This is a genomic window from Acidithrix sp. C25 (genome assembly GCF_904848545.2).
In genome coordinates this window covers 728,864-752,476 of the sequence record NZ_CAJHCI020000010.1, presented here as the reverse complement: position 1 = coordinate 752,476, position 23,613 = coordinate 728,864, and the positions used below count along the sequence as shown (strand labels likewise).

The following is a 23,613-nucleotide window of genomic DNA, read 5'->3' as shown; positions in this document are numbered from 1 at the left end:
ATGTCCTGCCCTTCAGCATTTGATGACTCCTCCGTGGTTTTGAATGTTCCACAGACAAGTCTTACTGGAGGGTGGGTCAATTTAATGTTGCTGGCAACAAAGAAGGACATGTCGGCGCGCGTTGCATTGTTGCGTATGGACAGAGACAGACTCATCACCTTGCCCAAGCCACTGCATGGCAACGGCAACGGACTCATCACCCGCTACGCAAAGCCAATCGCTGAGCTACCCTTTGCCTATCCTGAATCGCTCGACGATCTCTGTCCAATCAAGTTCGCCATAGCAAATACCAAAGCCCAAAAGCAGCGCTGGCGAAACCTCATTGCAAGCTACCACTACCTCGGCTACACCACCTTTGCCGGTGCTGAGGGGCGCTATCTCATCGAGAGCTCCTCTGGAACTATCGGTGCGATCGGCTTCGCTGCCTCGCCATGGAGCTGCGCACCACGCGATAACTATATCGGCTGGGACAAAGCGACCCGCGAAGCACGGCTGCACCTTGTGGTTGGCAACGCGAGGTTTCTCATTCTTCCTCAGGTACGTGTTGTGAACCTCGCCTCATACATCCTCTCCCGTGTCGCTCGCCGCCTCCCTGGCGACTGGCAACTCGCCTACGGGTACCAACCTGTACTCTTGGAGACCTTCGTGGAGTCTGCCCGGTTCACCGAAGCGAGCTACAAGGCGGCGAACTGGATCCGTGTCGGGCAAACCAAAGGTCGGGGCAAACTTGATCGCTACAACCAATACGCTCTCTCTGTCAAGGAAGTCTATCTCTACCCGCTGCACCGTAACTATCGGAGCATCCTTGCTTCACCTGAGTGAAAACGCAACAGGATATCAGATTGGCCCGGGAGGTCACTCTCTAACGGGTTGGCCGAATGTTTGCGATTTTTGATCATCTGAAAGCTTTATTGGATAAGCCCTTGTCGCTGGAGGGCTGCCTCGATGGTTTTATCTTTTGAGAGACCGAACGGACGTAGATCTTCATCCGTCATTGATGATAGATTTATGCTTGGCACTAGTCCAACAAGTTCCGATGAGCTAATTTTTGTCAATTTGGCGACGGCGCGATAGAATTCGATTGGTCCAAAATCGAGTGGCTCGATCAAATTGGCTGATATTTGAGTGGATCCTCCAACTTCCAGGGCAAGAGTACGAACATATTTGGATCGAAGCTGGGCGGCAATCGATTTTGCGCTTTCTAAAGTCTCTTCAACTATGAGATTGTAGGCTACAAGCAGTCCTCTCTCACCAACTGCCACTGCCCCAGATCGCTGAACCTTTGAGAGGTCACCTATGTCGGGTGCTTGTCCGGCGTTGAAGTCGGATCGTAGTCGAGGAAGCGTTCGGCCTGTTCCATACAGATATGATGGCACCGAAAGCTCTTCCCACAACCAAGTTGCAAAGAGGTCTCGAGCTTGTCTTGCATCGTCCTCCGTGCATTTTGATATCCCAAGGTCCAGATTCAACCAGACGAACGGTACTACATCTAGACTGCCAATTCGCGGATGTACGCCGTGATGACTTGCAATATCTATCTTTTCGATTGTTTTAATTGCTAGAGACCTAAGGTCGTCGCGAAGTGTTCTACCATAAAGGCTAAATACTGATCGATTGTGATAAGGATCGGAGTGGAGATCTAAAAGGGACGTACCACCAGCGACGGCTATCTCATCAATTACGTTTTGTCGCTGACCTTCGGAGACGTTTGCAACAACCTCTAAGCCGAAAAAGCTAGACGAATCAATCGACACGATAACTTATAGATCTCGAAGTGACTGTTTAGAGCGTAGATGGACTCTTCTTTGTCTGGCGATTCTACGACGAGATCTTTCTGATTCTCCGCCCCAAACTCCGTGGTCTACATGATTTTCAATTGCGTAGTCCAGGCAAATGTCTAACACTGGGCATCCTTCGCAAATGCGCTTTGCGACTTCAACTCCTGCGCCATCTGTTGGAAAAAATAGGTCTGGTGGCAGATTTCTGCAATTGCCATTTCCCATCCAAGAGGTATCCCTCAAGCCGCTCACCCCACCTCTTTGCCTAGTGTTCTTTGTCGAACTCATCATGGCGTGAAAGCCATGATAGTAGGATCATTTTAAGTATCGGATCACCTCTAGTTAAAATAAATAATGCTAAGAAGCACCAAAGTATTCCTTTTTGATTATATGATACGATTATATGATTTTAAGTCTTGTAAATTATCCCCGTTAGCAACCCCTGTGTAATTTTTAGATCGATTTGTTTATTTGGCTTGTTCTTCTAACTCTAAGATTACTGCTAAACCAGATCATTCTGAGGGTAATTCCGCTACATTTAGTGATCGTATCGCTATTCCCTTGTGGTTTTAGGATCTAGGATGCTAACTCTTTTTGAATGGTCCAAATCTTGATTGGACCGCACGTTTGTTGTTTTTCTTCAAATCTTGCTCGACAAGCGTGAAGTTCGCCAGATGCTAGTTCGCAGTTTTCTGGTACGCCCGCATATAAACGTTTATTATGCCTGTGGCTATTGCTCTTGGTTGCTCGATCATTGACTTGGAGTTAGTGCTTTTATGGTTGCGTCACGGCTATGCCTCCCTTGCCACGAGATGGGGCGTCTCTGAGATTTTGGAGCCCAAAGAGAGTTGCTATTCTTGTAATATCTAGCCTCTATTGCTAAGGCATCAGGGCTAATAACATCTTGTTCTTTTTTAACCACTTATGTTTGAATCTAAAAGGCGTGAATTTTGGTGGCATTATTCCTTTTCTGATTTTGAGTAGTTGATCATAAACTCAATGGCAGGAAATATTGTCTCTAAAAACGGGGCCACCTCGTCAAGCTAACTGGGGCCAATTTACTGCTGAGCTTCCACTCCAGGATGTAAAGGACTCTTCAGCCTCGTGGCGTCATGGCAATTTTCATTCAAAAATAGATACTCCAATTGCCAATGTTGGCAGCTATCGGCTATGCAAATAGCGAAGCCTTTAGATCAACGCAACGCGCGGAGCAAACAACCACAGGATAAGGTCCTGCTAAGATTTTGCAACTTGGTCCTTGTGGGCCTCGACCAAGTTGGCCAAAAAAGACTTCCTTGGTCAATCTTCATACCAAGAATGACCGAGGTTAGCAATGCAACAATGCTAGTCATTTACCTGCCCAGTGGTGGAAACCCAGTGGGCAGAAGCATCTAAGCCCTAAGGAATATGCCTGGGATCCTTGACTCGTTGGATCCAATGCTAAAGGACAATCTGTTTCCATGGGCACTCCACATAAAGACCAAACGTAGCCCTTGTCGGCTTATTTCTGGGATCGATGCCTGGCACCTCTTGGGGTAATAACACCGGAGAGCAATAATGGTGGCGCTTTGATACTTCCGCGATCTGGCTTTTATTGCACTATTTCCTACTGTCTAGTCTTGCGGTGAACTGGGTGGTTGTCCATGGCTCAACTTCTGTGGCGTCCAATAGACGCTTAGTTCGGTCGAGATGAGAATCTCTTTGGTTTGGAACTGTGGGGCTGGACCTTTGTGAATGTGTTCAAGCTTGGCGTATTCTTGGGATCGTTGCGAGATTTCCGCCGTCGCGGCCTAGATTGTTATTTGAAGATTCCTAAGTGTTCAAGTCAGGTTGTCTATTATGTCGTATGTGGAAAATGAGATTGACTCTCCGCCTCTGGCGAGTGCTCGAATAGTTTATCTAGGTCCCGTTGCGCCGCACTGGGAGGTCTATCACACGGGTGGAGAGCGCAAGGTCGTTGATCTTTTCCGACAAAGAGTTTTGGCTAGATTGATGCTACTTCCGCCGCACGACCCCCAATTTAAGAGAAATCGTGAACGAATCGTCAAGGACTCTGAGATCGAGAGGGTTACTCTTGTCTGGGATCTCGGAACCGGTGACGATTAGTTCACAACTTGAAAAAGTGCTTAGAGCTTTTTGGTCAGAATCGCCATAATTTTGGATTTTTTGGCTGGCTGAGTTATTGTTATTTCTGCGGTGATTGGATCGGAGGCGATCTCGTTCTTCCTCCGACTTCCGCGTCGACCCTTTGAATGTGACGATGAATCTATATTGGCGTTGGTGCTAAAGAGGTCGTCGTCGCCTCTCGACCATGGGATCGGATGGGCCTGGTTCGACTCCTTGGCTACTCTTTTCGAATCTAACTCCATGGTATTCCCAAAGATATTATTTTTTGTTTCGAGGTCTTTGAAGAATCCTTCTTCGTTGCCACGCGATTCGTCTGAAGGATTTCCTGGACTTGCTGTTATCGGAGCTGATTTGGCTCTGTCTACCACTGAATGTTCGGCTGAGTTCGAAGGTGCTTTTCCTCGACCTACGCGTGAGGAGAAGCCGGTGATTTCGGAACTGTGAGGCGAGATTGCACTACTGACGCCGAAGGTAATGATTTGCCTTTGTTTGGGTGGTTGTACCGTATCGTTGGCATTATTCGTGCCTACTTTTAACTTTATCGAACTCGTGGGCATATGATCGTTGCCTAGCCCATCAGAATCGCTTTCTATAGAATTGCCGTCTTCCTCTGGATCCATTACTTCGAAGTATGATTTTCGAACGGACGTCTCAGGATTCGCAAATAGCGCCGTACGTCTTAGCGCATTGAATGCATCCGCGCTTATTCCAGGAGTTCGTTTACGACCTTCGTCGGTTCCTTTTGATGGGTAGGGATCTACGTAAGATCTTGCGCCCATGAAACGCCGCTCTGCTCCGCTCTTGCCGAAGGTACCTGCTTCTGAAGGCACTTCTCTTGCAAGAGGTTGCTCTTCAACCGGGTCAACTTTCGAAGACGCGTCCCCTTTGAAGACATATTCGGCTTCTTCGCCAGTGAATGGATTCTGGTAGTGAAAGTTGTACGATGGTTCGGGGTTGAATGGTATCTCTATGAATTCGTCGTCGTTGCTCGGGATATGATCGAGATCGATCGACTCTGATTTGATTCCCTCACTGACAAAGGTGTCAAGTTTGGGAATTACTTTTGGATCTGAAGGCTCTTCATCTTCGTTGAAGTATCCATAACCTTTCCCACTTTCCAATGGGTCTAAATTGGCGATCTTCAATAGAGCTGCTTCGAAACCCTCGTAATCATTTTTTAAAGATTGAGGATTCTCAATTGGTTCATCGAAGTCTTCGATAGCTTCCTTTGGGGATGCTTCGAAAGATGGATATTCGTATACTTGGTGAGATGAGAAGTAGTCGGCTAGAAACTCTTCATCTGGTGATTTTTCATTTGGCCACTCCATATCTCGCATATCGTCAAATAGTGATCTGGCCTTTACATGCAAATATTTGTTATTGACGTATCAAATATTTGCTGGAATATCAAAGCGTTTCGAGCCTCGCAAGCCAAAGTCCTGGTGCCTCGACCTCATTTGCGGTCGGAAATGCAATTGAGTCGTTCACGATCCTAGCGAGAGCTTCTTCGCCATTTCTCTCTAAAACTCCAAATATGAACTTATGTCCTAGTTCGTAAGTTCCCGCGTCAGCCCCGATGCCGAAGATTTTTTCGAATAGGTCCACACCCTGAGGACGATCAATTCTTTTCCGGCGAGTCGCCTCTGCCAAGGAATCGAAGGTGCCCAATAGGTGACGCGCCGCATTGGATGCGACATAATCTGCCAAACCAACTACTACAGCGATGACTGAACGGCTCTGTCTGATCAACCTTTCTTGCTCTTGGGAGAGTTCGATGTTCATGATTGCAGCTGGATTCGATGCTAGAGCCTCGATAGAGGAAGGGTCGCTGAGGTCCATCTCTCCGATCTGCTTTGACATCGTCTCTAATAGCTTCATTGAAGCACCAGTGTGAGCCTGGTTTATTGCGTAAAGCTTCTCTTTGATTGCTGGTTGTTTCATGATGGCGCCCATTGCAATTTGATTGAGCGATGTCCACATTGTCGCTTCGTCGATCTTTAGATTCCAGTCGGAAACAAAAGTATCCAGATTTTGAGTCAGAATAAAAATCTGGTTTCCGTCGATGGGCCATGTGACTTCGTAGCTAGCTAGGATTTCTTGCGAAAGATGGCCAAGCATAGATCCGACATTGACCCCGGTCATCATTGGCCCCATTAGGGTTGCCATTTGACCAAAAGGAAGTCCTGGTATCTCGATCTCTTGCATTGACTCGTCCTCAAAAGAGGCGGGTGTAGAGGTCTTTGACAGCTCTTCTGCTTGCGAGATGAGCTGTTGATAGCTTACCAAAACTTGTTGAACGTACTCAAGGCGTGAGACGCAGACGACACTTACATCATTGGTAAAGGCGATATCTGAGATTAAAGAGTTGGATGCCAATTCGCGCTTGGCGATTTCGAAGATGGATTCGGCTCGAATTCTTTGAACTGGATCTATGTTTGCATCCCCTCCGTCTTGGGAGGATAGAGAAATCGCGAACTGACCTGCGACTGTTGAAGCCAAGTTGTTTTGACCGCCAATCACCTTCATTAGGTCTTTAAGTACTGTTTCGAACGGGTTATTCCCGAACGGATTATTGGTCATCTCTTACCCCGTTACTTGGCCGAACTGTGATTTATTTTGGCCCTGAAAAGTTCTAGTAATTTGATTTAATCATTGCAGTTGATGCTGACAGTCTGCTTTGAAAGCTATGAGCTAAAGCTTAGAAGAAGAATCGCATCACAACGGTTGATAGTTGAAATTAACTGATTCGCGTCCTTTACATTTATGGATGTTTGCCGACTGTTATAGTTATCGTTTCACGCTTTGACCCCATATAGAGCCCTAGCTTAACTTTGGTTCCTGGAGTTGTTGACTCAAGGATGCCTTGGAGTTGCGGAAGCGACGTTATCGCTAAGCCATTCAAGGAAGTGATATATGACCCGATGGCAATGTGAGCTAGTTGTGCTGGGGAATTTGGTGCGATTGATGTGACTTTTACGGCAGAGCCAGAACTCTTTGGAGCTGGGTTATTGGTAGTTAGTCCAGAGACACCAATATAACCGTGACTTACTGCCTTGTGCTCTGCAACCATCGTCGTGATTCTTATCAATGAGGGCATTGGCGTGGCATAAATTATTACTTGGCGCTTTATTTTTTTAGTTGTTACGACTATCCCTACCGGATCGCCCTCTGGGTCGAGCACCAGCGATCCCAGGGTTACGTTCTGTGACTGAGTCGTAAGCTCGATGCTGTTGGGTATGTAGATCGATTTAGAGAGCGTTAATGGGGTTGACGTCGCTTTGACCTCGGCCGTAATTACCTTATTTTTGGCGCCCTTATGTTGAGGGGATATCAGCTCTTCGAGTGCTCCAACTGGCGGTAGATCTTTTGAGTATGGGGGAATGAAGTTGGGTGAGCTATTTGTCGACTGCAAAACTGCTGAATTGGTCAATGGATCAAGTGCGGTGACCGAGAGCATGGACCATTTGTTGCCCTTTCCTTTGACCAGAAGTTTTTCGTTGGTTTTGAGGGCTGCGGCAGATGTTACCAGGTAATGCGAGGAATTGACGAAAGTAGCAGCTTCCCAAAAACTTCCGCTGCTGGTCTTTATTGTTGTGACTGCTAAAGCTTCAATGGAAATTTTCTTAGAAAGTTCGCTTGGCAATACTACAGAACTGTAGGTGTTGGATGTCGGCTTTGGGACCTTGGGGGAGGCAGACGCCATTGAGGTTAGACCATATTGCGCTGAGGCTCCAAGAACTATCCCCACCAACAAAAGTACAATGACACTCGAAATTGGGAATCTATAAAGTCGATCTTTGAACCTACTCAGTTTTGATTGTCTTTTTGAAGTTAGATGCAGGAAGGAGATTTCGCTTGGATGCATCCAGATTCGATCGTCCGGGGGCAGAATCTCACCTCGGCCGAGTTCGTCGTCGCCGTCTTCCTCATTCCACTCCGGGTCATTTTCGTTGAATGCCATTTCAGGTAATAACGATAGCTGAGAGATGGCCGGAGATCAAAGCACCTAAGCACAAAAGTTGCTGTTGATGCCCAAAGTTTTCCTATTTTGACCATCTTTAACTCAGCGAAACTAAAGGTATGTACGTTAGGCTATAAAGGTAGGAATTCGCTAAGAAGCCAAGCGCGGAAAGAGTGATGATTGAACTCGTCAGATTTGATTGGCCCCGATGAATTTCAGGGCGAAACTATTTGGTTGAAGGTAGCGCGTAAGGCGCTTTCCTTTGACGATGTGATTTCGTTTTTGGGCGACGATCGCGCTGGCGGCGTCGTGCTTTTTTCCGGGAATGTTCGAAACCATTCAGAGGGACGTGATGGGGTTGACTCACTGGAGTACGAAGGATACGAAGAGCAGTTGGTACCTTCTTTTTTGAAGATTGCCAATGAGGCCATGTCGAGGTTTGAAGGCGTCCTAAAAGTCGCCATTCACCATCGCTTAGGTCTGTGTGCTTTAGGGGAATCCAGCGTTATTATTGGCGTGTCGAGCGAGCACCGAGAATCGGGATTTGTTGCTAGCAAATTTTGCATAGATACTTTGAAGCAGACTTCGCCGATTTGGAAGAAAGAACACTGGTCAAATGGTAGCGACTGGGCGCTTGGAGCGAATGTTGTTACGCAGTTCGAGGAGCTATAACTAAAGATGTCTAATTTACTGTATGTGCTTGTGCCAATAGCGGCAGTAGTCGTTATTGGGTTGCTTATTGCCTTAATTGAGCGAAAGCCAAAGAGTCCGACCTCGAGTATCGATAATTTTTCTGCGAGAATGGCGGTTATCTCCAATTTGAAGCCTACCGTTCAGGATCACAACGCCGATGAGAGGAAGCAGGCTGTCTAGGGCGGTCGCTCTCGATCTAGGAAGTTCGACTATTTCTTGGTGTGATACCTCTACGGACGAAGTCGTTTCAGAGCCCAATTTGATTATCTTTGATCAGAAAAAGGGCAAGATCGTTGAGATTGGTGAAGCTGCAGCTTCAATGCAGGGTCGGGTCGAGGGGAACCTCCGGGTCTCTCGACCGGTTAGAAATGGCCGAATTGAAGATGTCTCACTTGCGGAGCAGTATTTTAAGGCGATTTTACGGCGCGTGGGGCAACGCCACTTTTCAAAACCCACCATAGGCTTTTGTGCTCCGATCTTTATGACAGGTGCCGAAAAGCGCGTAATTGCCGCTGCTATGTCCAAGGCGGGTGCGAGCAATGTCATCTTTATAGATAGTCTTGTCTCTGCCGGTGTTGGCGCCAACTTGGAGATGCAGGGCCCCGTGGGCACAATGGTAGCCAGTGTCGGTGCGCAGACTACCTTTGCTGGCATCCTCTCTTTGGGCGATGTCGTGGAATGTAGATCGGAACTTGTAGGTGGCGATAGCATCTCTGAAGATATTGCCCAATTTCTTCGAAATCGCTACAACGTCACAATGTTAAGTACGGACATTGAAGAGTTAAAGGTGTCTCTGCTCGACGTGGCTGCTAACGGCAGTGCTCTGATCGCCAAGATCATTGGAAGAGATGTTGATTCGGGCGAGGAGATCACTGTCCAAATGGGCGGCGAGGAGCTAGTTGATGCTGTTGACTCTACTATCTCTGCAATTTGTGACGTAGTCTTGGCGACACTTAAGGAAGCTCCTGCTGAGATCGCTAAAGATTTAGCGCTAACGGGCATTGCTCTTGTCGGTGGGTCAAGTCAAATAAAAGGACTTGAGTCGAGATTGGAAGCGCTAGCTGGCGTTCCGGTACGTCATGCTTCGGTGGTCGAGCGGGCAGTAGTTATCGGAGCTGCGCGTATCCTAGGACAGGTTCCCTCTAAGTAATTTAGAGACCGACTTCGCTGTCTTGGGGCTGTGGCCTAAAGTTTCTTCAAATCGTAGTTCGGATTATTTTAAGTTACTGGCTCTCCCTTTGGTGGGGTTGACTGTCTAATGGCGGTAAATAGTCCTTTTTATGGGAGTGCCGATGCTTTACCTCAACGATTTGGAAAGAGAAAGACCCATCTTGTCTCTATTCAGCAATTGTGCCATCTTCGATTGCTAGTAGTTCTCTAGCAATAGTTGCAGTTTGCCAATCTCGGTCTTTGGAGAGCGTTCTTAGTCCCTGCGTAGCCCGTTCGGAGTCGTATCCGGCTAAAGCGATAGCCACTCGGCGACGAATTGGCGCCTTGTCGCTCATCGCCTGGAGAAATAGACTGAGAGACTCCTCGAGTGAGAAGTTTGCGAGCGCAGCGATAGCGGCTTCGCGACAGAGCGGGTCAGGGTGTTCGATTGCAATTTTTGAGATTATCTCAGCACAAGAAGGGTCACCGCGTTCTCCAAGTGCAAAGACGATTGCTTCAAGGACAATTAGATCTTTTTCTGCCTCTAGGCATTCCACTAGATTTACCCCAGGATGCCGGATCGCTTCGTTAGCTCCAAAAAGACGAACCTCAATAGCCGGATCGGCGAGGGCTCGAATAATGTCAATCTTGCTAATCCTATCCATGCGGACGAGTGCAGAGTAAGCCGCGGCGCGAATTCGACCATTTGAACTGTCAATGAGTCCTCTGGCGATCTTTTCATCGCATTGATATCCAGCCACTACCGCTTTAACCATATCCGACAATTCGGACTGATTCATGGGCTCGAGATGAGATAAAAGATCTTCTTTTTTGGAAGTCATTCAAAATCCTATATTGGGTCTACTGAGATCAAAGATCTTGTTTTAAAATCTGGCAAATTGAATCGACGACGTACCTAGGTTCGGTCACCTATGGGTTTTGGTTGATATCTGTGCTCTGATATTGGCAAATTTCAAGCGAAGCTCTAGGTCGATTATACCAAGGTGGCGGGTTGGGCGAGGATGGCCTTTTGTAACCCATGTTTTTTCTGGACCTCCAGTGTCATGTTACTTTTTTGAATTTCTCTTTGAGATGATATGTGTTCTCTTGAGCCGAACTAGCTTCTGATTACGTTTGTTCAAAATCGCCCCTGAACAAATTTGATTGTGAGCGGCTGAGGTTGATCTCAGGTCACTTTTTTGTTGATAGCTAGAAACTTTTAGGCTACAGTTCCTATTTTAGGCTACAGTGCCTAATTGTGACGGTCCGCAAAAGCTCAGAACGTCTAAAAAAGGGAATCACCCTTTACACATTGCCTTCTAGCGAAGCGCCTCAGCCCATGTGGAACTATTTGCCGCGTGGCTTGTGAATGAAAAGCACTGTGGCGATACAATTAACTTCGACGAGCCTCGGTTTTCAGTGCCAACCTTATATATTGCTTCAGCGGATTCACTTTTTTATCGACTAGCTTGACTTTGCATGTAGTTTTGCAACCGAGGTTATTTTACTTTGGTGAAAAAGGCTGTTTGGTTTGAACGTGGGTAGTGGGTCATGAAAAATCAATTACGTGTAGTTGGGGTCATCGCTCTAGTGCTTAGCGTTATTTTGGTTGTGGGATTTTTGCCAATTTCGAGTTATTCTTTCTCGCCTGGCAATGCGATTGCCGTTGCCAATCAGATTCACATTGCGGCAGAGCCCGATTTGAATAAGCAGGGAAAAGTCTTGATGACGGATGTAATCCTAACTCAGCTAACCCCTATAACTTGGCTATTTGATCACTTCGATTCAACGATAAGTATCTATCCTGCGGCTGATATCTTCGGAGCCTCGAATCCCTCCAACCTAGCTACCCAGCAACTAGGCCAGATGATCGATTCTAAGACGGCTGCTGTTGTCGCGGCACTTTCTTTCGCTCACATAAAGTACTCTACGATCCCTGGAGCATCGGTGGTAGCCACTACGCCTAAGACCACGCCATCAATATTGCCGGGGGATTTGATCGTTGGTGTAAATGGCCAGAAGGAGACCACTCTCTCAGGAGTGGTCTCGGCTATTGTGGCTTCCGGGAAGAAGGTTAAGCTCACCATGGTTAGGGCTTCAACCCAAGTTGGGAATCCAAATACCTTGACAGTCGTTGGGGTAAAATATAAAGCTTCGGGTCGACAGATCTTGGGGATTTCGCTTCAAGCAGGTGAAGCGGTGAAGCTCCAGCGACCGGTTACGATTTCAACAGGACAGATAGGTGGACCATCAGCAGGTCTCGCATTTACTTTAGGTGTGCTTCAGGCAATGGGAGTTTTGCATATAAAGGCCGGAGGCGTCATTGCTGCCACTGGAACGATTGACCCAACTGGTGCCGTCGGTGATGTAGGTGGAGTTCGGCAAAAGACCATTGCGGTGGCTAGGGCTGGCGCGAAGGTCTTTTTAGTTCCACCACAAGAAGTAGCTGCGGCAAAATCTGACCACATCGCTGGATTGAAGATCGTTCCGGTCGCGACGCTTACGCAAGCTCTACATTACTTATCGGTGGCCTCCTTGGCGACGGTTGCTCGCTGATCTTTGATCTATGACGATTATGTGATTCATATTTTCAGCGATCTTGGTCTTTGCTAGAAAATCTAGGTTCTGATTCTGATACAGCTTTGTGACAAGGACTGGCAATCACTTATCTTCTCAAGTAGTAATTTAAGTGATCGGGTTTATTTTTTTAGATTTATCAACGACAGGTAATCATACAGATCTAGATACCTTGAATCAAATGACAGCTGAGTGCGATTTTGATGGCAAGGACCCTTGGTGAATGGTAACGTCGCATCTATAGCTGGCAAGTGACTTCTTGTCCACATTTGGAACTGTTGAATTTAGCTTAGTTTTGGACAGTCTTGGACAGTCAGAGCTTTATTTGTCGAGCTGGATGGGCTAGACGGGCTACGACAAATTTCATTCCCACTCCCAAATACATATTGCTAGACCATGGCTCGGACTTCATTTGGCCTTGAGCTGATAGCCTGATGAATTTAGGGCGTAAATATCTAAAATTTTGCCCTATCTTTTTACTTTTGTGACTTAGGCTAAAGGCATTATGAGCGATTCCTCAAGTTTTAGTGGCCCAAAAGAACGTCTTTTACCAAATGAAGTCGTTTCCAAGTCGTTTGGGATTGCAAGGCGTGGCTTCAAGCCAGAAGAAGTTAATCGTTATCTCGCCCTTTTGGCGACTTACATTGCCGAACAGCATAAATTATTCGACGCTCTTTTGCTCGAAAAGAGAGATCTTGAAGATCGTTACAAAGTTGCAATGGCCAATCAGGGGGTTGCACCGAAGTTAGATATCTCCGCTGTTACGGCTGCTTTAGGCGAAGAGGCAGGCGAGATTCTTCGTTCTGCGACTGCAGCTGCGGAGTCGATAAAGGCTCGAGCTAATGCGTATGCTGAAGATCTAAGGAAGCGCGCTGAGGACGATATCTCAAAGAGTAATGATTCACATCGCGATGAGCTCGCTAAAAGGCTAAAAGAGCATGAGGCCACTATAGATAGATTGACTCGTGATGCAAACGTGAAGATTACTGCCGAGGTTCAACGAGCCGAGGAAACGGCTCGTGAGTTGGTTGCTGATGCTCAGAACGAAGCGGCGCAAATGATTGCAAAAGCAAAAGCTGTCCGTGGCGAGGTGTACGAAGAGATCCGAGGTAGAACTCAAGACGCGAAAACTGAGTTATTGGAACTTGAAGAGCACAAAGAGTTGGTGGTCTCACTATTGAGCCAAGCCGCGCTCTCTATCCAGTCGTTGACGTCGTTGATGAACGGAGAGACTAGCTCTATCAATGATCCCTATTTGGTTGCACGACCGGATCCCCAAGGACCAACTGTTCAACCAGAAGGGGTCCCAGTTGTCGCACCAAGCGAAACGAACGATTCTTCGGCAACTAATTGGCGTCGCACAACAGATCAAGCGCTTAGGGATAGTCTCTATACCATGGCAGGAGCCTCGAGTGATCCCGAAGGAGAGCCTTCTGGGGCTGAGAATGTCACTTTGAATTCCTCAACTATAAATGATTCAGATTTTGCTGATTTAGGGGCTCGGTCAGTCGATGGTGGCCGCAACGATGGTCGCGGGGCGCACTTTGTGGATCGCGAAGTTTCATCGGTTGAGATTGCGATCTCCGATCAAGATGAGATGCGGGCTAAATTGGGACAAGAGCGGTCGATCTCCGAACCCCGTGTTTCAGGTCCTTCTCGTGGACGAGCTTCGTCCGCAGGTTTTCAGTCTCCGCCAAGACGAAGAGTGGTGGATGAACAAGATACCACAGAGGCGCGAGATCGGGGATCCTACGATTTTGCAGATGACTTTGAAACTGAGATAGTGATTATCCGTGATTCGGTTAGAACCTCCGATTCTAGAAATAGGGGAAATGCTCGAGGTGATAGAGCACCTGGTTTGCAGAGTTTGTCAAATGAAGATGCCTTGTATCCATCGACTAGTTATGTAGATTCAAACTTGGATTTGGAGACAGCCGACCAAGAGCGATCAACTCTAGATGGCAAAAGATTTGAAGCCCAGGTGGTTCCTTTGCCGCAGAGCCTAGGAGTTCTGGGTCGATCTTTGGATGATGTTGATTCTGCTAATGCGACAGTCGCTAAAATAATCGAGCGCAGCACACTTGGTGAAATCGACGAACTTCAATCGAGTCAACGTGAAGGTTTTGATGGTGACTTAGCTAAAGATCGAGTGAGCGATAAATCAAAGAAGCGCGACCACACGACAGTGGAAGACATCTTTGCGCGCCTTTTGGTTGATGATCCCGAGGAGAGTTCAACATCTCGAGTTAGGGATGGGTCGCTTTCCAAGCCAGATCTCAACACCACTATCAATCGTATATCTGACCTTCAACGTCCACATTCGCTTGGGGACAGTGGGTCGTTGGGCGTGAAGCCAGCGCACATAGTGGAAGATGAAGGCAAGGTTGCCGGCGTTAAAGTCAAAGAGCCGCATCCTACTTTAGTGAGTGAAACCCCTCAGGGAACGAATGAACTCTTGGATGATATCTCCGACAAGGAGCTTAGTCAAGGGGATTCTAAAGATGCCCACAGTCGAATAGACGGATTTATTGCTGTTGACAGTGTCTTGGACGACAAAACCGAAGGGCTTCTCAGCGATCCCAAGATCCATCTTTCTGTAGTCTTTCATGAGCTTTACCGCGATGCCTTTGCACCGATTCAAACTCAGATTGCCCGGCGGATAAAGCGAGTGCTTCAAGACGACCAGAATGAGCTCTTGGACAAGTTGAGAACTTCATCTTTACGAACCGCGGAGGACCTTGTGGGCAAATTGGACCATTTGACCTCAAGGTACTTTGAGGTATTAGGATCTTTTGTGTTGCCAGTGATGAATGAGTCGCGCGATTTTTATTCGCTGATTGCTGAACGCTTGACCGGGGATCGAAATTCAATCGCCATTCTTACGGAGCCAAGCGATGAGATGTATGTTATCGCTCGGGACCTGTCACGTGAACTAGCTGAAGAACTAATTGGCAGAATTGAGAGAGTATTGGCTAAAAGTGATCTCGATGAGGACATGGCTCTAGCCTCGCAGTTTGGTGCAGCATTTCGAGAGCTGAAGATTGACTACGTAGAGGCGCTGACCTCTGATTTGGTTTCGATCTATGTAAGCACCTGGTTGCTGACTCATACGAATGTCTCAAAAGTTCGTTGGATTAAGTCCACTCGTCCCGGTTGTTCGGACTGTGAGGATAATGAATTGGAGGGACCAATAGACGTAGGAGCGAATTTCCCCACTGGAACAAATGCTCCACCAGCACATATTGGTTGTGAATGTCTATTAGTCCCGGAATTCGCCTAGGGTATTTATGAAATGAAAAGACCACCTGACCTTCCAATTACCCGTAAGCGACTGACCAAGAGGCAAATGATTGCTCTTATTGTTGCAGTCGTAATAATCGCTGTGGTGCTTTCCCTGAGGGGAATAGCCATGTTTTACACAGATTACCTTTGGTTTAGATCTGTAAATTTATCTAGCGTATGGTCAAAGACTCTTCTTACGAAGGTTGAGTTGACCGTAGTCTTTGACTTGATCTTTTTCTTAGGCTGCTTTGCCAGTCTTACCGTTGCAGAGAAGGTTGCATCCTCAGAGTCGCAAATTAGCCCAGAAGAGGATTTGATTAGGCGATTTAAATCTGCAAGGCGAAGAGTTCGCATTCTGGGACGCGCAGGAGTTTCGTTACTTCTAGCTCTTTTGGTTGGATCGAGCGCGACATCCCAATGGCGAAACTGGCTCTTGTTCCAAAATAGCGTATCGTTCAATATGAAAGATCCTCTCTTTCATAAAGATGCAAGCTTTTATGTCTTCAAATTACCTTTCATTACCTTTTTGGTAAGTTGGGGTTTTCTTGCCCTGACTGTGATATTGCTTGCTTCGCTCGCATTCCACTATTTCAATGGAGGAATTCGCGTTCAAGGCCAGGGGCAGCGTGTCGGTCCAAAGGTCAAGGCGCACCTATCCCTTATCGTGGCACTGATGGCTCTGTTGAAGGCCGTGGGATACTATTTTCAACGCTATCACCTAGTTACGTCCACTCGAGGCTTTGTGGAAGGCGCCGGCTATACCGATGTTCATGCGGTTTTGCCAGCTCTGACATTGTTAGTGATTATATCTTTAGCTTCTGGCGGAATTCTTATCTACAACATTCGGCGCAGAGGTTGGGTTCTGCCAATTATAGCTGTGGGTCTTTGGGCGTTGATGTCGGTAATTCTTGGTGGAATCTACCCCGCAGTTATGCAGCAGTTTATCGTCCAGCCCTCTCAGATATCTAAGGAATCACCCTATATCGCACGCAATATATCGGCGACACGTTATGCATTTGGGCTTACCAAAATCAAACAGTCTCCGTTTTCCTATTCGCAAAATCTAACTTCTGCATCGTTGACTTCGGATCTAGCTACTCTACAAGCTGTGCGACTGTGGGATCCGATCTCGCCGATCAACACCTTTAATAAGCTCCAAGACATTCGTTCTTACTATCAGTTCAATGCTTTGGCGGTAGACAGGTACAAGATTTCAGGCGTTACTACGCCTGTTTTGTTGGGAGTTCGTGAACTCAACCAAGCTGACCTTCCATCTCAGTCTTGGGTTAACTTGCACTTACAATTTACCCATGGATATGGAGCGGTACTTTCGCCAGCTAATGCGGTTAAGCCCGATGGCAATCCTAAGTTTGCAATCAGTGACGTACCTCCAGTTTCTGCTCCGGGTGTGACGAAAATTACTCAGCCACAGGTCTACTACGGATTGGGAAATAGTAGCTATGTCGTCGGTAATACTGCACAGCCTGAGATTGATTATCAGACGCAATCGGGCACATCAGTAGAGACCCACTATAACGGCACCGGTGGTGTAAGGTTATCTTCGATCGTTCGTCGTGCAGCCTATGCTTTGCGATATAACGATATTAATTTGTTGATTTCCGGATTGATTCGTCCCAATTCGCGCATTATCTACCGACGTAACATTCAGAATATGATCACCACGGCGGCCCCATTCCTTCATTTGGATGCAAATCCATATCCAGCGATTGTGAATGGACGGATTGTTTGGATTCAAGATGCCTACACTACAACTAGTAACTTCCCATACTCCCAACAGGGAAATAATTCGGCACTAAGCACTTCAAGTGGACTTGCTGGAAACTTTAACTACGTAAGAAATTCTGTAAAGGTCGTTATCGATGCATACAACGGCTCCATGAAGTTTTATGTTACCGATCCGCGTGACCCGATCATTAGAAGTTACGAGTCCATCTTTCCTGGAATGTTTACACCAGTTTCGCAGGCTCCGGCAGCACTAGTTCGACATTTCAGATATCCAGAGGATCTGTTGACGGTACAGGCGACCATGTATGGTTACTATCACATTACAAATGCAACGGCGTTTTATAATGCTGGTGATGCGTGGACTTTGGCCCAAGATCCAGGAACCGGTCCAGTAACTCAAGCTTTGAGCACCTCGATAGGGCAAGGTACCGTGGCGAAATTTGCTCCTGAATATCAGCTGCTTAAATTGCCGGGGCAGACAAAGCCAACCTTTAATTTGCTCGAACCCTTTGTCCCTGTCTCACAGTCCGGGGTTCAACAAAACTTATCGGGTTTCTTGGTTGCAGGCAGTGACCCTTCAAACTATGGGCAACTTACAGACTTCGTAACCCCACGAGGGCAGCAGATTGATGGTCCCGCTCTGATAAATGCCCGAATAAGTGCAACGCCGGCCATCTCTCAGCAGATTAGTCTTTTGGATCAGCATGGATCTCAAGTGAGTTTTGGAACAACATTGATGGTTCCGGTGGGCCAGTCACTGCTTTATATCAGGCCGCTATACGTTGCATCCGTTCAGAACTCTTTGCCGGAGATAAAGCAGGTAATAGTTGTTTATGGGACCCAGGCAGCAATGGAGCCTACCTTAGCCGGAGCACTAAAGGACGTATTTGGTACGGTTTTACCAGGTGTTCAGGGAGCCAATCAGCTGGCTGCCGCGGCCTCAGGTTCGACGACTACGGTACCCGGTGGCACATCGCAAATATCTCCGATTACTGGTAGCAATGCGTCATCCTTGATCGCTCAAGCTAATCAGCTTTATTCACAGGCTCAAGCCGATCTAAAAGCTGGAAACTTGGGCGGCTACCAGAGTGCTGTAAATGAAATAGGGACGATATTGAGCCAACTTCATATTGCGCCCACAACAACGAAGGCCTCTCCGACAACGACGACAGCTCCTAAGGCCTCGGCTTCCTCGTCGGCGTAGATCTTGGGATGTTGCGATAGCGGCCGTATTTATCTATGGCCGCTATTATATTGTAAGTATTGCAACGCGGGGTGGAGCAGCATGGTAGCTCGTCGGGCTCATAACCCGAAGGTCGCAGGTTCAAATCCTGTCCCCGCCACTAATGATAATGCAGGACCGGTCCGCAAGGATCGGTCCTGTTGTTTTTCGAATTCTAATCCATGGGCAATCCCATGAACGTCACAGCTCGTCGCTACTATCGATACGTACCGGATAAAGAGTTCTACCGCGTATGAAATCGAGTTCCCCACCCCGGTAGAAACGGAAGAGCCACTTATCCCCTTAGGCCAAGCCAGCACAGTTGAAAGGGATAAGTACTTATATGGTCAAGCTTTAGGTTGTTCTCTGGTTGCACTTGTTGAGGGCCAGGAATGTCATTACATGGTCGAGATCTGAGATCACATCTTTGCTGGAATTGCCAACTTGTCACTAACGAAATAGGACTAAATGTTGAATCATGCCTTGACTTTCTGCCATTGTCGTAGAGTGTTTTAGCGTTCTACTTCCATTTGAAGTGAACAAAGATACGTCCAAAGTTGTCAGAATCTTTCTCGAGTCTGTGGTATCTTCCTTTGATCTCTTTGCTTTCTAAAAACCTGATTACATGCTTTTTGAGCTGCCCGCTTCCTTTGCCGGGAATGATCTCGATGGAAGAGGCCTTTATACGTTCGGCCTCTGCGAAGGCATCGTTTAGAGCAGCGTCGATAGCACGAGAGTTGTTGAAGATTGGATGGAGATCTACTTTTATCTTTGATGACATTTAAGTCGCCGAATCACATCTACCAGATTTGTATTCGTTGTGAAGGATCGAGCCACATTCGACAATCTTCATTTGTCTCAAATGCTTCATGGAAGGCATCTAAGTTTTTAACGATTTGGTTGCATCGAAATTCGCTTGGCGAGTGTGGGTCGATTGCGATGAGACGCTCCATCTCGGCATTACGTCGCTTTTCCCGCCACGCTTGCGCCCACGACAGGAAGAACCTTTGAGCGCCATTGTAGCCATCGATTATTGGGGATTCGGCGCCATCCAATGAAATAAGGTAAGCCTTCCAAGCGATTCCCAGTCCTCCAAGGTCACCGATGTTTTCCCCAACCGTCAACTCTCCATTTACCTTAATGTGTGGTGTTTGAGCGGGCGATAGTGCGCTATATTGCGAAATGAGGGCCTTTGCCCGCTCGTCGAATAATTCTCTGTCGCTATCGGTCCACCAATTTTCCATCTTGCCGGAACCGTCAAATTTGGAGCCTTGATCGTCGAAGCCATGGCCAATTTCGTGGCCAATGACAGCACCGATTGCACCATAATTTGCTGCGTCGTCGCTATTTGGATCAAAGAAAGGAAATTGCAATATTGCTGCTGGGAAGACGATTTCGTTGAACCCGGGATTGTAATATGCATTGACGGTTTGGGGGTTCATAAACCACTCATCGCGATCGATTGCGCTTCCAAGTTTTCTAATTTCTCGATTGTGGTTGAAGGTTGCAATTGCTCGAATGTTGGCGATCAGCGACTCGGAGGTTATGGAGAGCGCATCGTAATTACGCCATTTCTTTGGATATCCAACTTTTGGAGTGAATTGATCCAATTTGGCGATTGCCCGTATTTTGGTTTCAGAACTCATCCAGTTGAGCTTCGTAATACTTTGTTGATACGCTTCAACTAAGTTTGCAACTAAGCGATCCATCGCTACCTTTGACTCCTCGTTGAAGTGCTTTTGGACGTAGATTCTTCCAACAGCTTCGCCCATTGCGCCATTTAGTAACGAGACGGCGCGTTTCCACCGCTCTGGAATGGCCGGAGTCCCAGTGAGCGTCTTGGAGTAGAAGTCGTAGTGTTCTTCTACAAAGGCCGAAGAGAGATATGCCGATGAGCTTCTAAGAATGTTCCACTTTAGAAAGATCTTCCATCTCTCTATTCCGATCTCGGAAAGTAATTTTGTGACCTCGCTATGAAATGAAGGTTGCCCAACAACAATTTCAGGGGACCTTTCTACGGCCTCTGAAATATGAAGGAGGTAGCTATCGAAGGCTTTCCCTACAGCTGGGTCGATGTCGAGGATTGATTTCTTAAAGTCGCTCCAGGTAGTGAGGTTGTAAACCTTGGTCTGATCTCGGCAGGTGACGTTATCCCAGTGGCACCTGGCAATCTTTGTCTCTAAATCAACTACGAGATCTGCATATGTGGGTGCATTTTCAGGTTCAATGAGTGCGAAGGTGCGTTCGATATGGACTTTGTAGGCTTCCAATATCGACGCGAAATGTTCATCACGATAGAACTGCTCGTCCGGAAGACCAATGCCACCTTGTTCAATAAAGAGGAGATATCGATTTGGATCCCCGGGATCGTTGTCTACGAATCCACCGAAGATTCCCGGGATTGATATCGACTCGAAGCGGCCAAAGATGTCAAAAAGGGAATTGAGGTCTTGAATCGAATCTGCCTCATCCAGCAGGTCTGCGATTGGGAGTGAGCCGGCTGATTCAATCGCAGCCTCATTCATGTACGACTGATACAGCGCACCAATTTTCTCAGCTTGAGGGTCGGTTTTATTGGAAATTGCAGCTTCTGCGATCCCTTTGACCGCTAACTCTGCCTCTTCGGCAAGGATTGCGAACCATCCGTAGCGAGCCTTATCTGAAGGTATTTCGCTGTTTTGTAGCCATTTCCCATTCACGTGCCTAAATAGGTCGTCTTTGGGCGAGATATCTTCGTCCATTCCATCTTTGCGGATCCCAGAAGCCTTTGTCATATGGTCATATTAGTTGACATCCTATGGACTTTGATAGATTCAGTTTGACTCAATCTAGTCACAGCAAACTTCGGTCATCTTTATTTCACACCTTGAGAGAGGTGTGGGTTTGTCGTTAGTACTGCTAAGGCGGGATAAGGTTTGTTCGGCGACAATCAATGCTGTGAGGTCTTGTATTCTTCAAGAGTGAGACGAGCTTGGTGATTTAGGTGAAGTCGATGGGGTGGTTGCTCGGCGGGCGCCCCGGAAATCCCCAGCTCAGTTAATTGATTGGTAGCGGTGACTTTTACCGCTAGGTCTCTTAACATAGAGCGTATTTAAAGTATGTTTGGCGGTCCAAGCGCATTAAAAGATTAGCTTGTTCTATTCCTCAGATGGAATGAATGAATCCACAAAACCATAAAGTGCCTTAGGTGTGGCAGATTTCCTTCGAGTTCGTAGTCTGGGCAATTCCAAAGCGGTTGGTTGTGTTTAGGTGATCGCTTGGTTACATTTTTGACCTGGTAAGTATTTTGCCTATTTCTTGAGGCCACCGGGAGAAGTGGTTTTTCTAGGTTTGTGAGACAAATTCTGGTTAGTTTAGGATCCTAGGCGTCCTTTGTCAGAGTGTCCCAAAACAATGTGCGCTTGGGCTCGCTAGGAAGCAAGGGAGTTAGCCGTCTTTTTGCAAAGCGGATAAGTCACTGTGATATTGACGAGTTTTGGAATGTCCTCGATGTTTAACATTGGTTGGCGGCAGATAATAAGGGAATGTGGTTAATTTAGGAAGTTTTGAGCCAACCAAGAGAAGTACGACGCAAGATAAAAAGGATCTCTGGCACGTCCCCTAATTAGCGTAATTTGTTCCATTGGCGATGTCGCAAGAGAGCTCTGCACCTTGGTCATAGCAGAAGTACCAATTTTGGTGAGTTCGTGTAATTTTAGATCTCCTTGCGGACCAAATCCACAGAAGTAGATCGTGCCTATTACATCAAAGCCGCCCGTTATACGTTGACGAGCTCCCAAGGGGTCGAAGAGTGGATTTTCGTGCGTTGCGATTCGATCGATTAGTACAGTTTCGCCACCGTAGATCACCTCCATAGCCATATCGATGGTTGTTGTGCCATGGGAGTTTTTGGTTGGAGCGACCTTTGCTATTATCTCCGAGGTGATGGCTACGCCACCTAGCGCTAGGTCGAGCTGAATCGATGAAACAAAGTTTGAACCTTCGTAGGAGATCGTAGGAGCCAGTAGCGCAATGAGGCTACAGTCACTGGCTATTTTGAAGTTCTGTTTCATCTTAGCGTATCTGTCATCTTCACAAAGATGGACCTTTGTCGCTGATTGGCTTTCGATTACGACATTGCTTTTATCACCAAGACTTAGTGAGATTTGGTGGCGTTCTCCAGGGAAAAGGCCAGGTCCTATCTCGGTGATAAAGAACCGCTTGCGTCCAAAGACCTCGGTAGTTCGATTTGATAGCCTGAATTGTCCAAATTGCTCTTGACATCTTGGTACCCCGTTCTTAAAGTCGACGACGAGTGATGATGTGGGTTCCATGCCGAAACTACATCTAGCAGAATCTATAGCTGCTGGGAGATTTTTGCTAGTTAGGGTAGATGTATTTACCGTCATAGTTAGTAGCGACCTTTGGTGGAGATTGAGCGAGTTTTGCTGTCTTTTTTTGCCTAGCCAATTTGGTCTGATATCCACCTTGTAATTTGATCGATGCCTCGTCCGTCGCCCAAGTCCGAGAAGATAGTGGCTCGTTCGCCTCTTAGGGTTTGGGCGTCGTGTTCCATTGTCTCTAGGTTCGCTCCGACAAAAGGAGCAAGGGAGATCTTGTTTATGATAAGGAGGTCTGAGAAGGTAAGACCCGGTCCTCCTTTTCTGGGGATTTTGTCTCCTTGTGCTACGTCGATCACGTAGATAGTTTTGTCAGCTAGATCTGGAGAGAACATCGCAGTCAGGTTGTCGCCGCCAGATTCAACTAATATCAGGTCCAGCTGATCGCACCTTTGTGTCAGCTCGTCGATGGCAGCTAGGTTCATTGAAACGTCGTCGCGAATTGCCGAATGAGGACAGCCTCCTGTTTCGACACCCAAGATATGATTCTGGGGTAAAATCCCCAAATTTGTTAGAAAATCGGCATCTTCCTTCGTGTAGATATCGTTGGTCACAACACCAATTTGAACCGAGGATTGTAACGATTCGATAATTCTCCTCACCAGCATTGTCTTGCCGGATCCAACTGGCCCGCCCACTCCGATTCGGAGTGCCCGTCGAGTTGCGCTTTTGGTATTGTCGAGTGCTATTGTCATCTGA

General features: G+C 47.1%; 18 protein-coding genes and 1 tRNA gene. 9 read left to right on the top strand and 10 right to left on the bottom strand.

The genetic code is table 11. The features are described from left to right. The gene (locus tag ACIDITHRIX25_RS78900) at positions 1-822 is read left to right on the top strand and encodes a Druantia anti-phage system protein DruA (protein WP_201733284.1); all 822 of its coding nucleotides are present in this window, start codon (positions 1-3) and stop codon (positions 820-822) included. 86 nt (positions 823-908) lie between these two features. Here the strand turns inward: ACIDITHRIX25_RS78900 and ACIDITHRIX25_RS78895 are convergent, their stop codons facing one another. After that, complete coding sequence (locus tag ACIDITHRIX25_RS78895; protein WP_201733283.1) at positions 909-1,754, bottom strand: hypothetical protein; 846 nt, start codon at positions 1,752-1,754, stop codon at positions 909-911. Positions 1,755-1,760: 6 nt separating this feature from the next. Continuing rightward, a complete protein-coding gene (locus ACIDITHRIX25_RS78890; RefSeq protein ID WP_052606835.1) occupies positions 1,761-2,003 on the bottom strand; it encodes a WhiB family transcriptional regulator in 243 nt (80 codons plus the stop codon). A 1,614-nt stretch (positions 2,004-3,617) separates the two neighbouring features. Here ACIDITHRIX25_RS78890 and ACIDITHRIX25_RS78885 point away from each other — a divergent pair. After that, positions 3,618-3,884 (top strand): hypothetical protein, encoded by a 267-nt coding sequence (locus ACIDITHRIX25_RS78885; RefSeq protein ID WP_052606831.1) that lies wholly within the window; start codon positions 3,618-3,620, stop codon positions 3,882-3,884. Positions 3,885-3,904: 20 nt separating this feature from the next. Here ACIDITHRIX25_RS78885 and ACIDITHRIX25_RS78880 read toward each other — a convergent pair whose 3' ends face one another. The 3 genes from ACIDITHRIX25_RS78880 to ACIDITHRIX25_RS78870 all read right to left on the bottom strand — a co-directional run bounded on the left by ACIDITHRIX25_RS78880 (position 3,905) and on the right by ACIDITHRIX25_RS78870 (position 7,866). Continuing rightward, positions 3,905-5,242: a hypothetical protein gene (locus ACIDITHRIX25_RS78880; protein WP_201733282.1), complete on the bottom strand. Its 1,338-nt coding sequence runs from the start codon at positions 5,240-5,242 to the stop codon at positions 3,905-3,907. A 70-nt stretch (positions 5,243-5,312) separates the two neighbouring features. After that, positions 5,313-6,485: a zinc-dependent metalloprotease gene (locus ACIDITHRIX25_RS78875; RefSeq protein WP_082058816.1), complete on the bottom strand. Its 1,173-nt coding sequence runs from the start codon at positions 6,483-6,485 to the stop codon at positions 5,313-5,315. Positions 6,486-6,666: 181 nt separating this feature from the next. Then, positions 6,667-7,866, bottom strand: a complete 1,200-nt coding sequence (locus tag ACIDITHRIX25_RS78870) for a PDZ domain-containing protein (RefSeq protein WP_201733281.1) — start codon at positions 7,864-7,866, stop codon at positions 6,667-6,669. A gap of 180 nt (positions 7,867-8,046) precedes the next feature. Here ACIDITHRIX25_RS78870 and ACIDITHRIX25_RS78865 point away from each other — a divergent pair, with 180 nt between their 5' ends. Genes ACIDITHRIX25_RS78865 through ACIDITHRIX25_RS78855 form a run of 3 tightly spaced genes read left to right on the top strand, consistent with a single transcriptional unit; the run spans position 8,047 to position 9,709 of the window. Next, positions 8,047-8,538, top strand: a complete 492-nt coding sequence (locus tag ACIDITHRIX25_RS78865) for a molybdopterin synthase catalytic subunit (RefSeq protein ID WP_052606827.1) — start codon at positions 8,047-8,049, stop codon at positions 8,536-8,538. Between the two features lie 6 nt (positions 8,539-8,544). Continuing rightward, positions 8,545-8,739, top strand: a complete 195-nt coding sequence (locus ACIDITHRIX25_RS78860; RefSeq protein WP_152626143.1) for a hypothetical protein — start codon at positions 8,545-8,547, stop codon at positions 8,737-8,739. Continuing rightward, positions 8,717-9,709 carry a rod shape-determining protein gene (locus ACIDITHRIX25_RS78855; protein WP_201733280.1) on the top strand — a complete coding sequence of 331 codons (993 nt, stop codon included), beginning with the start codon at positions 8,717-8,719 and terminating at the stop codon, positions 9,707-9,709. Before ACIDITHRIX25_RS78860 ends, ACIDITHRIX25_RS78855 begins: the two co-directional genes overlap by 23 nt. A 187-nt stretch (positions 9,710-9,896) precedes the next feature. Here ACIDITHRIX25_RS78855 and ACIDITHRIX25_RS78850 read toward each other — a convergent pair whose 3' ends face one another. Then, on the bottom strand, positions 9,897-10,550 hold the full coding sequence (locus tag ACIDITHRIX25_RS78850; protein ID WP_052606825.1) for a HEAT repeat domain-containing protein: 654 nt from the start codon (positions 10,548-10,550) through the stop codon (positions 9,897-9,899). A 709-nt stretch (positions 10,551-11,259) separates the two neighbouring features. Between ACIDITHRIX25_RS78850 and ACIDITHRIX25_RS78845 the strand changes: the two genes are divergently transcribed. From ACIDITHRIX25_RS78845 to ACIDITHRIX25_RS78830, 4 genes are all read left to right on the top strand, one after another. Beyond that, positions 11,260-12,264, top strand: a complete 1,005-nt coding sequence (locus tag ACIDITHRIX25_RS78845) for a S16 family serine protease (RefSeq protein ID WP_201733279.1) — start codon at positions 11,260-11,262, stop codon at positions 12,262-12,264. A gap of 526 nt (positions 12,265-12,790) precedes the next feature. Further along, positions 12,791-15,565 carry a DivIVA domain-containing protein gene (locus tag ACIDITHRIX25_RS78840; protein WP_201733278.1) on the top strand — a complete coding sequence of 925 codons (2,775 nt, stop codon included), beginning with the start codon at positions 12,791-12,793 and terminating at the stop codon, positions 15,563-15,565. Positions 15,566-15,577: 12 nt separating this feature from the next. Continuing rightward, positions 15,578-18,517, top strand: a complete 2,940-nt coding sequence (locus ACIDITHRIX25_RS78835; protein ID WP_201733277.1) for a UPF0182 family membrane protein — start codon at positions 15,578-15,580, stop codon at positions 18,515-18,517. A gap of 65 nt (positions 18,518-18,582) precedes the next feature. Further along, a tRNA-Met gene (locus tag ACIDITHRIX25_RS78830) sits at positions 18,583-18,656 on the top strand. Between the two features lie 399 nt (positions 18,657-19,055). Here ACIDITHRIX25_RS78830 and ACIDITHRIX25_RS78825 read toward each other — a convergent pair. The 4 genes from ACIDITHRIX25_RS78825 to ureG all read right to left on the bottom strand — a co-directional run bounded on the left by ACIDITHRIX25_RS78825 (position 19,056) and on the right by ureG (position 23,609). Further along, positions 19,056-19,316, bottom strand: a complete 261-nt coding sequence (locus ACIDITHRIX25_RS78825) for a Smr/MutS family protein (RefSeq protein ID WP_201733276.1) — start codon at positions 19,314-19,316, stop codon at positions 19,056-19,058. Between the two features lie 19 nt (positions 19,317-19,335). Then, the gene (locus ACIDITHRIX25_RS78820) at positions 19,336-21,309 is read right to left on the bottom strand and encodes a M13 family metallopeptidase (protein WP_201733275.1); all 1,974 of its coding nucleotides are present in this window, start codon (positions 21,307-21,309) and stop codon (positions 19,336-19,338) included. A 756-nt stretch (positions 21,310-22,065) separates the two neighbouring features. Beyond that, complete coding sequence (locus ACIDITHRIX25_RS78815) at positions 22,066-22,923, bottom strand: urease accessory protein UreD (RefSeq protein ID WP_201733274.1); 858 nt, start codon at positions 22,921-22,923, stop codon at positions 22,066-22,068. Between the two features lie 53 nt (positions 22,924-22,976). Continuing rightward, entirely contained in the window at positions 22,977-23,609 is a 633-nt protein-coding gene (gene ureG, locus ACIDITHRIX25_RS78810; RefSeq protein ID WP_052605889.1) for an urease accessory protein UreG, read from the bottom strand. Positions 23,610-23,613 lie beyond the last annotated feature (4 nt).